We start from the raw sequence: 11,771 nt of genomic DNA, 5'->3' as shown, positions 1-11,771 counted from the left end.
ACATAAAGATTTAGTTAAAATAATTATTCCCTCTGATATTCTCATGTTGGGGTATAGCTTGTAAGTTTTGTTCTAATTCCTGTTGATCTAATCCGTTTTTTAAAATATTTTCAATAGCCTTATAGCTTATATGTTCATAAGCTAACGCTCGTTTACAAGCTAAGTTTAGTCTAGAATTCCCTACTTTACTAGCAAAGGACAAAACAGCTATACATGATTTAAAGCTCTGTTCTACAAAGGTTTGTTTGTGCAGTATTTTCCCAATAAAAGCTTTTGTTTCAGGGCCTATTTTATTGGCCCAACTAATAAAATACTCTTCACTCCAACCTGCATTATATTGACTTTTTGGCGGTAAATGCTCCTTTAAGGTTGAGTATCCACTAGTTCTCCTATTACGAGGATGAACAGCAATGCGTTGATAGTTATGATAGATTTCAACAATATTTTGATCTACAATAAGAGTTACTTTCTTTCCTAAGTACTGATATGGAACACTGTAGTGGTGTTTATCCTCTCTAAAATCAACGTGATAGTTTTTTAATACAGTAGCTGTTTTATAAGTTTTAATTGGATATAAATCGATTGGTAAAGCTTTAAGAGCTTGTTTTTCAAAATCCAAGAACATCTCTGTTCGGCTGCTTTGTTTCTTCTGAAAAGGATAGTCATTGTAAGGCTTTAAAAGTTTTTTAATAGCTGTGTTTAGCTGATTTATACTGAAAAATATCTGACCATGTAGTTTGGTGTAGATTCGGCTATAGGTAATATTAACTGCCATTTCCACTGGAGATTTATCCTTAGGTTTTCTGACCCTAGCAGGCATTATAGTGGTATCATAATGCATGGCAAATTTTAATAGTTGCTGATTTAATTCTGGTTCAATACGGTGTGGTTTAATTACTGCTGACTTTAGGTTATCTGGTACAATACAATTAGGTACACCACCAAAATAGTGTAATGCATTTTCAATACTTTTTATAAAATCAGGGGCTTTTTGACTTGCACAAGCCTCTACATAAGTATATTGACTAGCGCCTAGAGTGGCTACAAAAACTTCTACTTTACTAATATTTCCTGTTTGTGGGCATACAATTTCTAATTTTTTGCCAGCATAGTCAATGAATAGCTTTTCACCTGCTTTATGTTCAATAGGTACATAACCTTTTCCTTGAGCACACCAATTACTATAAGCCTCACAAAACCTACTATATTGGACCCCTTCAGGGTATTTCTCTTTGTATTGCTCCCATAGTATTAATCTTGTAAAACCTACTTGTGGTAACATTCTATCTACATAGGGAAAATACTCTAGTAGATCTGTAGTAACCTTATCGTTTTTGATTTCTGTCAGCAGATTAGGAGTATGGAATAAATCTGCTAAATCTTTTTCACTTAATTTGTCTAATTCACCAAAACTAAGCCCTGATTTACAAATATTATCTACATATTTAATCAATGTAGTTCTTGAAATTCCTAAACTAGATGCGATTCTAGAATTAGAAATTTCTTTGATTTTCATCTTAATGATACTTTTTATCATGGTCGTTGAGATAGGTTTATTAGCCATAACTTTGTGATTTTTAATCACAATTTACACTAAAAAACTAAGCTCAGAACTGTTCAGTTTGCACCGGAATCATCTGTTCAGTTTGCACCGGAAATACCTGTTCAGTTTGCACCGGAATTACCTGTTCAGTTTAGACCGGAATTACCTGTTCAGTTTAGGCCGGAATTACCTGTTCAGTTTGCACCGGAATTACCTGTTCAGTTTAAACTGGAATTACCTGTTCAGTTTAAACCGGAATTACCTGTTCAGTTTAGACCGGAATACCCACTTCATAAAATAAAGCAACTAAGGCCAGTAAGCTTACAATGATATTAAACCACAGACGCTTTGTCCATCCCATCTTTTCAAGTATGCCTTCACAAGAACAAAGAATAAAATCGCTGTAGTTTAATATCAGGTAGATTTAAATGAAAAAAAGCTACCATTAAACTGTAACTGAGATACAAACCGAAAGTCTTAGTTTGTTTTAATGATAAGAGTAAAGCAATAACAAGTTCAACAATAATAATCAAATAGGCTATTATACTAGCATAAGCGCTAAGTAGTGAGGAACCTAGAAAGCTGTAAAAGTGATGAATATGCTTATGGCTGCATAAACAAAAAGTAATACAAAAACATATTGTACAATAAGAGTGTATTTGGCTTTCATGGTACTGGCATTTTGGGATATAAAAACATACAAACAGCTAAATACCAAAACAATACGTGCTTTTACCTAATTTTTAATATACTTTAGTATACTATCTTCTGAAAAGGCTTCTTTAACCAAAATATCAGGTTCAACACCTATTTGATCAAGTACTTTTCCTTGACTTGTTACATACATTGCAGTGGGCAGAAAAAGTGTATAGCCATCTCTTATTTTAAATTCCTCTGCATTTAGCATCTTACCAGCTGATTTCTTACCAATTATTAAAGCCATTTTATTTTCTTTAAAACCTTGTAAAATAGGCTCACAAGTACTTGCTGTTTTTTCATTGACCAAAAAATAAAGCTTTTGATAAGCTATTGTATTTTTAGCTTCAACCTTTAAAACAATACCTTCTTTTTCTGAAATTCCCTTTAGGAGTAACTCGTAGTTTGCTTTACTAAAAACATCATATTGATTAAGTTCTTGCTTTGTTGGTAGACTATTGTTTTTATTGTAGTATTTTCTTGTAAGAAATACCCCTGCTACTATATCCTGTTTCACAAGTCGTTCTGCAAAAGTCATTCCTGCATCGATACTTCCTCCGGAATTATCTCTTAAATCAATTACCAGGTTTTTAAACTGCTTTTGAGCTACTTGATCTAAAACCTTATTCATATCTTCTAAACTACCTGAAAAAGAGCTTATTTTCACATAATACGTATCACTGTCTAAATACTTATGTGGAAAATCTGTAGTTTGAGACTTTATATATTTATCCCAATCCTCCCATGCAATAAAAGCGCTATAGTGGGAAAAACCTAAATCATTACTGAAATAATAAAAACCCATTAAAAATTCTAAATCATCTCTGAACTTCTCACAAGAATTGTCCATCTGTTTTTTAAAAGTATGCCATTTCTTGGAATCTAAAACAGATCTATTATATATCTTATCTTGAGTTATTTTTTCTATATCATGCCAAATTGCTTTATAATCTTTCTTTTTAATATTCAGATTCAAGTCAGAATCAAACAAACCAACTGCTTCCTTTTTTCCATTGAGTAACATCCCGTGTATCCTATCATTTGTTTTAATAGCTCTAAAATAGAAATTACCAAACATTGTGGTCATAACTCCTTTTAAAGAGTCACCTTTAATCTCTCCCTTTTGAATCTTTATTAAGCTCCCTGCTTCTAACTTTTTATTAAACAGACGAGCCACACCTGCTTTGATTCCCCCTAAAATAAGTTTATCACTTCCTTTTGGACTCTCTGCAAAGAAAGTATTGTCTTGGTTATTAAATGAAAAATCAAAATGGGTTTGTACAACACCAATATCTTTCATTTTTAGCGTTGTTGGCCAGTTTTGTATTTCATTGGCTAGAACAAAACAAGTACTAGTGATGAAATAAAATAAGAATATACATTTTAAATAAATTTTTAATCTCATAGTATCCTTTTATAACGTTACTCAATACATCAATTTACTATCTAAGTGTTACATATACCTGTTGCAATCCAATATATAACTAAACTATAAATACTTTACTTTAAACAAAAAACTATAAAATTCTAAAGTCAGATGCTCTTAGATTATGTCCATGGCTAAAAGCTCTGACAAAGTTCTTATAACTATTAAAATCACATCTATAAGCTATCTCAGAGATCAAGTAGTCACTAAACATTATAAGATAAAGCCCTTTTAATAATCTTTGTTGCATGTGATAGTTATAAAAGCTAACACCCATGAACTTTTTAAAATTGCGCTGAAATGTTCTTTTTTGCAGTTTATTCAAATTAACATATTCACTTAAAGTAATCTTTAAATAAGTGTCACTTTTTAATTGACAAAATCTCTTATAATGATTCTGATAGTAATTAACTCTATAAGCACTATGTAAAGAATTTAAACGTAGTTTTTTTGCTTGTTTAATTCTAAGGACAGACAAAAAGCACTGCTCTTTCAAGAAAACACCTATTAGTAAAACTTGAGTTTTACCTTTATTAATTACTAAATACTTAAATACTTTAGCCTCAAGTCCACTTATTATAAAACTAGAAAACTCTTTATTTAAATACTTGGCTATAAAACTAGAATCAATACCAAGAGTTCTTTTTGCTTTTAAACTAAATTCTCTACTAGCGCAAAGATTCTCTTGCGTTAATAATAAACAAGCTCTATTGTCTTTATCAAAGAAAAAATCAGGAGTTAATCCGAAATACTTTTTACGAGAACAAAACAGTAAAAACTTATTGAAAAATTCATTGAAAAGATCAAACTCCTTATTTTGATCAACAAGTAAAAAATGCTCTTTTAAAGCGTTTAAAAAAACTTCTAAATTCTTAGCTAAATCATATATAAAACCATTTTGCATGACTAAAAAAATCAATTGAAACAATAGAGCCTACGGGAGAACTTACATTGTTTGATTACACATCTACTTCTTCAATTAATTAAAAAAACTGATAAACAACACATTACAAAATAACACTTTTGTTTTACAATCGCAAAATGTACTAATTTTTAACATACCAGGTAATTTATTTTTTTTACCTTTTAATGCATAAACAAACTAGTTAGTAGCGAACTATTAAAACTCAAATAATAATTTTAATCCTAACTATTATGAAAAATTTTGATTACAAATGGATTTGTCAAGAATTTTTAAGTAATGAACAACAATTAAGTACTGATCCTGAAATGGCCATTAAACAAGCCAAAGAAATGGCTTTATACTTTAAAAAAGGCCTTTCTATGGTAAAACAAATTGTAACAACTAAAGGTTTTACAAGTCAAGAAGAACAAATCATATTTTTTAAAAACATCAAGCCTAAGTTTTTAGCAAGACTTATTTTCTACAATAAAGTATATCGAATAGAGGCCAATGCTCCAATAATTGGTTCAAAAACAATAGAGAAATACTTTATAGCACAACAAAATAAATTGCAAAGAGATTTCTTTGAACACCTACATAAATCGGATTTTTACAATTATTACAAATCCGGACGCTCTGATAAAGATGTCAAGTATTTTACCCTAGGGAATATAAATATTTTACAAGGGGTAAATAGCTTTGTCTTTGAATTAGACGCAGAGTTCTCAACTTACTATGATTATATAATAGCTAAAATTATTTCTAATGAATTATTCTATAACTATATCAAAACAAGGCTAGAGAATATAACAAATTCAAAACAACCTACAATTAAACATGCAAACCAACCACATGTTTATTGGTCTGATACAAAAGCTGCGCTTGTGGAACTTATATATGCCTTATATCTTAATGGTTCAATTAATAAAGGTAATGTTGAACTGCAAAAAATAGCTTTTTTTTTCAATTGATTTTCAAGACTCCTCCTATAGATATTCACCATATTTTTCATCGAATAAAATCAAGAACTACATCAAAAACTATTTTTTTAGATAAGCTTACAAAGATTCTTAAAGACTATATTGAGAAAAACTAACATTAGTATGTAGAACTTTAATAAAAACAAACAAGGAGAAAAACCACACGCCTTCTCCTTGTTTTAATTAAATATTACCCTTTGCGCAAGAGCAACTCTTTTGACAATGCTTTTAAGTTTTCTGATTTGTTTATCACCTATAGCGATTATGCTAGAAGTACCCTTTAAATCTATTTACCTATTTAAATTCCAATATTTCTTAGCTAATCCACTAGCAGATAATTACATAAAGGTTATACGCCCCAAAATATTACATTCACACTGAGTTATTTTCCATTTTATAGATAAAAAAACGATTGTTTTTATTTTAAGTTAAATTTAAGTTAAATAATATTTTAATGTTTTTAACTTAATTCCATTATTTATATGTAAAGTACCAACATATAATGCTTATTAATCAACTAAGTTCTATTTAGATATAATTTATAATACAATAAGTCTAAATCAATAAAAATCAAACAGATATATGATTATTTTTATACAAACTAAATATAATTAATCATGAGAAAAACTCTAAAACTAATTTTCCCCTTTAGTGTAATACTATTACTAATTGCATGTTCTAGTGATGATAACACAACTGAGGTAAAAATACCAGGGGAGCCAGAACCACCAAAAACCTCAGTAACCTTAAATTTTGAACAGCAGAGTATAAAGTACAAAGATTACGTTGAACTAATAATCAAAAATAGTGATAATGATACGAATGCTCAATATGAGTTTTCATTAAACAACAAGGACATAGCTGATGTTGAAAAGGTGGATGAAAAATACTATATCAATGCTTTACAAATTGGAGAAGCTACTTTAACAGTTACATACAAACAAGCCACAAGTCAGGCAAAAATTAAAGTCATCCAACGCGATGATAATATCGACTTTACCTTCATTAGTATTATTGATAAAAAACACGCTCTTCCTTATCTAAGACAATTAGCAACTAGGGACGAACAAAAAGCTGCTGAGCAGTATATTGATCAACAATTAAAAAAGTATAATTCACCTTATAGAAGAGTAGCTCTTGAGGTACCTGAACAAGAAGATTACTTAAACTACATCAGCGAAAAAGCAACTGAGGATAACATAGGTATAAATGAAACCTTATACGGGGCATCAGCTCAAGGTTATCTAGTGGGATATGAATCCCTACTTGATGCAAGAGAATTTATAGATAATTCTCTTATACCTTTAGGCTTTAAACCTTTAGATGAAAGTATGTATACAACACAGTTTTATGCCTATACATACTACTCTGGAGAGGATAAAATAATTGTTATTATCTCTCCTTACACTCACCCTGTAACCAATAAAGTATCTCTAAGGTATCTAACAGGTGTAGCATGGTAAAATGATAAGCTAATACTATTGTGCTAATTAGTACAATTAAATTAAAAGTAAAACCCCTGTCTTTTTTTTAAGACAGGGGTTTATTTTCTTGTTTTATTTGTTAATCACACCTAAAGAGACAATGTTATAAGCTATACCACAATTTTAAGCTATCTCTTAAAATAAAATACAATAATTAAAATCTTACATACCAAACCACAAAAAAAATCAGACAAAATCACTCTATTAATATAGGTAATACCAAAGAGATAAAACATTTTTTTGAATAAATACATCATTATTTTCATTAGATAGTAAACAAATCTTTCACTCAAAAAAAATTATAATTGCATCAAGAACTATTTTAAATAAGTTAAAGCATACTTAACAAGAATAGAAAAAAGATTTTTATATAAATCAATAAGGGGAGATTCTAGAATCTCCCCTTACCTTTGGCTAAGCATTACCTTTTAAAGTAATGCAGTGAAAAAAAAGTTTTGTTGTTTTTTTTCAAATTAATCACAGTAGCTCTGCTTATAATTCTTTTATAATAAATTCACTTCTTCTGTTCTCTTGATGTTGTGCTTTTGAACAAGGAACATGGTTCTTACACTTATTCACTAACTGTGATTCACCATATCCTTTACCAGATATTCTATCGCTTTGAATACCTTGTTTAACCATCCAGCTGATTGTAGATTTGGCACGTCTATCTGATAGTTTCAAATTGTAAGCATCGTTACCGCGACTATCGGTGTGCGAGCGAACATCTATTTTAAGTTGAGGGTACATTTGCAAGACTTCCACAACTTTCGCTAATTCAATTGCTGCATCAGGACGAATATTCGATTTGTCAAAGTCAAAGTAAATTGGCTCTAATTTCAACTTCTTAAACAAGTCATCGTCTTTTTCAATCTTCTCCACAATCGGATCAAGTCCGATATTTACCTCATTAAAAGCGTCAAATTCACGGCCAAGCACTGTTGATACTTCACTGGTTTGATACCCCTGTGCACTTGCCTTTAATCTAAACTTGAAATTACACGGTAGTGATTCAGTGATATAGCCACCATTGTCATCTACGTTATACTGACCTAGTTCTTTGTAGTTATTGTCAAACAGAACAACACTAGCTGTTGGAATAACAAAAGTTGTACTGTTATCAAATACCTTACCTGTGATTTGTTGTTTACAATCCACTACTTGAAAGAAGTAAATATCATCTCCACCCATACCAGCTTCTCTATTAGAAGAAATGAAACCTTTGCGGTTTTTATCATTGATAAAAAAGGCGAAGTCATCACCAGGACTATTAATAGGTGCTCCAACATTTACCACTTTAGAAAAACTGCCATCTACGTTAATCTTCGCTTTATAAATATCCAATCCTCCAAGACCAGGGCGGCCATCTGAAGAAAAGTATAAGAAATTGTCATCAGATACAAACGGGAATGTTTCTCTTCCTTCTGTATTTATTTGACTTCCTAAATTAACAGGCTCACCAAATGAACCGTCATCGTTGATTGCTACTTTAAAAAGGTCAGACTCTCCAAGGCCTCCCTTTCTATCTGAGACAAAATACAACAGCTTTTCATCAGGAGATAGCGCCGGATGAGCTGTATTGAAATCATCCGAGTTGAATGGTAGCTCCACTGCTTCAGACCACGTGCCATCACTTAACCTATTTGCTTTGTATAATTTCAGTAAGATACTATACTGCTGATTGTGAACTTTCTTGCCTTTTTTAAAGTTATTACGCGTAAAATACATGGTTTGCCCATCTTTAGTAAAAACAGCTGAAGCTTCGTTAACCTTTGTTTTGACAGATTTGTCGAATAATTCTGGTTCAGAAAACTCACCTTTTTCGTTTACTTCCGTGAAGTATAGACTGGTAAAAGCCTCATTGGTCCATTTGTGTCTTTTTCCCTCTCTTGTACTTTCAGTATCTCTTGCCGAGGTAAATACAAGCTTATTGTCCAAAAGTGCAGAGCCATAATCAGAATACTGGCTATTAATCGGTAAAGGCTTCACCTCATATCGCTTAATTGTCGCATTTATCTGGTCAAGGTAAGTATCCTTATCCGCTATAAATAGTTTTCCTCGACTATCACTTTGCTCAATACCAGCAAATTCAGCCAAGTACTTGTCGGCACTCTCATAGTCTTGTATTGCTCTAAAAGTCTGTGCAAATCGGTAATAGTATTCAGACTCTAACTTTACTTGTTCTTGTTCTGCCAAGACAAATAAATCTTTATACCACTGATGAGCGCCCTTTAGATCTCCTTTAAAGTAATAAGCATCCCCTAGCTTAGAGAGTATATTTACATTTTTATATCCTTTCTCAACAATTCGCTGGTAAACCTCAATGGCATTTACATACTCGAACTGATCAAAAGTTTTCTCAGCCTTTCTAACTTTAGCTGTTTGCGCTTGGAGTCCGTAAACTCCAAACAAAAAAACTGCAATAGAAAGTGCTCTTACTATCCTTTTTTTCATAATCTACTCTTTTTAGTTTTAGAAGAATCTAGGCGTATTAATTCGCGTTCTTCTATTAAATAATTCAAACTTCAAGAATATTTCATGTGAACCTGAATTATAGTTGGCCAGCTTTGTTGTTTCTGCATCATAAGAATAACCTACAAACAGATTTTCATTCACTTGCAACCCTACTAGCCCACTTACTGCAGCATCCCAACGGTAAGCTGCTCCTAGAGTAAACTTATCCATGAACAAGAAATTCGCAGTCAAATCTACTTGCAGTGGAGCCCCTTCCACTACTTTTATAAGAGTTGCTGGTTTGAACTTCAAACTTGGGTTGAGTTCAAATACATATCCCCCCATTAAGTAAAAATGTGCTTTTTGACGTAGAGTAGTAAACTCATTGTCATCATAACGGTCTGTTGTTAAAAAGTTTGGAACAGAAATACCAACATAAGATTTATCAGAATAAAGGTAAACCCCTGCTCCAATATTTGGAGTAAACTCATTGTTGACATTGTCATTTACTTTATCACTACCATCAAATATTCTAAGCTTTGTAAAATCTACACTCATTAAATTAGCTGTGGTCTTTAATCCAAAAGCCAATTTATACTCATAGTTGATATCAATTGCATAAGATAAGTCAATCGAAATATTGTTCTCATCCATTGCTCCTAATCTGTCATTGGTAAAATTAACTCCCAAGCCTAGACCTGATTCTCCAATAGGTGTGTTGGCAGATACACTAGCTGTCTTTGGTGCACCATCCATTCCTACCCACTGAGTTCTGTAGTGTCCGAAGATATTCAGTGTCCCTCTACTCCCTGCATAAGCAGGGTTTATCTGTGAGGGATTATACATATATTGTGTAAATTGAGGATCTTGTTGCGCTGTAGCTACCTGTGAGCTACCTACCAAGACAAGGCCCAATAAACTATTGTTTAATAATGCTTTATAATTCATTTTGAATTTTTCTATTAGTTAGTCTCCAAATGCAAGTAACCCGCTTTCTTTATAGTACGAGATCCTTTGTCATCCTTGTATTCATAAGTAATTACGTAGTAATAAGTTCCCGTAGGTAAACTCTCACCTTTACTAATAGTTCCACGTCCATCTGACTTTCCAACAAATACATTCCCTCGAGAGTTATAATTTGTCGTTTCATACACCCTTACTCCCCAACGGTTGAATATCTCAACTGTATTATTGGGAAAACGCTCTATATTGTCAATTCGAAAGAAATCGTTTTTCCCATCTCCATTAGCAGATACAAGATTGTAGATCACCACATCTCCGTCCAACAGCCAATCTTTATTAACTGTAGCCAGTGTAAAAAAACCATAGCCTTTAACAGAAGTTGGAGTAGAAATACTCTTAGTATCTACATCTACTATTCCTCCCTCGTCAACCCAGATCTGAAGCTTTTCATCCCATCTTACTATGTGCAATTCCCTAACTGGATCTTTCAACAGCTCACCTGGCGTGGTGCGCTCATCCCAAGTCAAAGTCAAGATGATATCGTCAGTATTATTACTATTCTTTGATTTCTCAATAACCCAATATTCCTTTTCATTGAGTTTATTAATTACGCCTGAGACATTGTTTCTAATATTAAAAAACTGATTGTCATCAACCTTATATTTACTTTGAAAAATATTTTTATTACTCTCACTAGCACTAATTCTAGCATATCTATAATAATTTCCATTACCTATTGGAAAAGTTATCTCTTGTTGGCCAACTTTTTCAACAAACCCATCTACATATGATACATTACTAACATTTTGAATTTTTGATCCATCATGGAAAGAAACCGCACCACTGTATTCTAACTTATTATCTACAGAAGCTTGCTGAATCTTTAAAATTCCTTCTTGAAAATCAACAAGTCCATATAAGTCTAAACTCGCTTGAATAAAAAAAGCAAAATCAGATGTTGAATTACTAAATATTACATTATTAAGTTCAGTTAAACCAACACCATCGATATTTTGTGGTTTTTTATTAACTTGATTAATATTGCTAAATATTGTTCGAGAATTTTTTAATTCTTTATCAAAGCTATGGATTCCATCATTTCGATAATCATTAAAGAAATACAAATTACCATCGTTTTGGATACTAGCACTTGTATGATTGTAAAAGCTTAGGTAATTGGTAAGTATACCGTGATTTGCAACTTTTAAAATACCATGATTGGAAATTATATTATCTTGAGCCCTACCTTTAAAGCAAATTGAAAAAGCTATCAAGCTGCAAAAAAGTATTTTATTTTTTAAATTATTCATAACCTTCACTT

At 31.7% G+C, this 11,771-nt stretch carries 8 protein-coding genes and 1 pseudogene; 2 read left to right on the top strand and 7 right to left on the bottom strand.

The window, feature by feature from the left end; translation table 11 throughout:
* Positions 1-10: 10 nt before the first annotated feature.
* The 4 genes from istA to NWE55_RS13385 all read right to left on the bottom strand — a co-directional run bounded on the left by istA (position 11) and on the right by NWE55_RS13385 (position 4,569).
* On the bottom strand, positions 11-1,564 hold the full coding sequence (gene istA / locus NWE55_RS13395) for an IS21 family transposase (RefSeq protein ID WP_038988475.1): 1,554 nt from the start codon (positions 1,562-1,564) through the stop codon (positions 11-13).
* A gap of 356 nt (positions 1,565-1,920) precedes the next feature.
* A complete protein-coding gene (locus NWE55_RS17060; protein WP_373425585.1) occupies positions 1,921-2,142 on the bottom strand; it encodes a MauE/DoxX family redox-associated membrane protein in 222 nt (73 codons plus the stop codon).
* A gap of 137 nt (positions 2,143-2,279) precedes the next feature.
* Positions 2,280-3,539 carry a S41 family peptidase gene (locus tag NWE55_RS13390; protein ID WP_258204191.1) on the bottom strand — a complete coding sequence of 420 codons (1,260 nt, stop codon included), beginning with the start codon at positions 3,537-3,539 and terminating at the stop codon, positions 2,280-2,282.
* Between the two features lie 217 nt (positions 3,540-3,756).
* Positions 3,757-4,569 (bottom strand): helix-turn-helix domain-containing protein, encoded by an 813-nt coding sequence (locus tag NWE55_RS13385; RefSeq protein ID WP_258204190.1) that lies wholly within the window; start codon positions 4,567-4,569, stop codon positions 3,757-3,759.
* A gap of 251 nt (positions 4,570-4,820) precedes the next feature.
* On the opposite strand from NWE55_RS13385, the pseudogene NWE55_RS13380 reads away from it, so the two are divergent.
* Positions 4,821-5,665, top strand: a pseudogene (locus tag NWE55_RS13380) (RteC domain-containing protein).
* A gap of 501 nt (positions 5,666-6,166) precedes the next feature.
* Positions 6,167-7,012 carry a hypothetical protein gene (locus tag NWE55_RS13375; protein WP_155093419.1) on the top strand — a complete coding sequence of 282 codons (846 nt, stop codon included), beginning with the start codon at positions 6,167-6,169 and terminating at the stop codon, positions 7,010-7,012.
* A gap of 513 nt (positions 7,013-7,525) precedes the next feature.
* Here NWE55_RS13375 and NWE55_RS13370 read toward each other — a convergent pair.
* The 3 genes from NWE55_RS13370 to NWE55_RS13360 are packed head-to-tail and all read right to left on the bottom strand — an operon-like array spanning position 7,526 to position 11,760.
* Complete coding sequence (locus tag NWE55_RS13370; protein WP_258204189.1) at positions 7,526-9,487, bottom strand: OmpA family protein; 1,962 nt, start codon at positions 9,485-9,487, stop codon at positions 7,526-7,528.
* Between the two features lie 18 nt (positions 9,488-9,505).
* Positions 9,506-10,435 carry a PorP/SprF family type IX secretion system membrane protein gene (locus NWE55_RS13365; protein ID WP_258204188.1) on the bottom strand — a complete coding sequence of 310 codons (930 nt, stop codon included), beginning with the start codon at positions 10,433-10,435 and terminating at the stop codon, positions 9,506-9,508.
* Positions 10,436-10,449: 14 nt separating this feature from the next.
* Complete coding sequence (locus NWE55_RS13360) at positions 10,450-11,760, bottom strand: T9SS type B sorting domain-containing protein (protein WP_155093382.1); 1,311 nt, start codon at positions 11,758-11,760, stop codon at positions 10,450-10,452.
* Positions 11,761-11,771: the final 11 nt, after the last annotated feature.

Source organism: Myroides albus, assembly GCF_024722315.1.
In the GTDB taxonomy this organism is placed as follows: Bacteria; Bacteroidota; Bacteroidia; order Flavobacteriales; family Flavobacteriaceae; genus Flavobacterium; species Flavobacterium album_A.
This window is presented reverse-complemented; position numbering and strand designations above follow the sequence as displayed.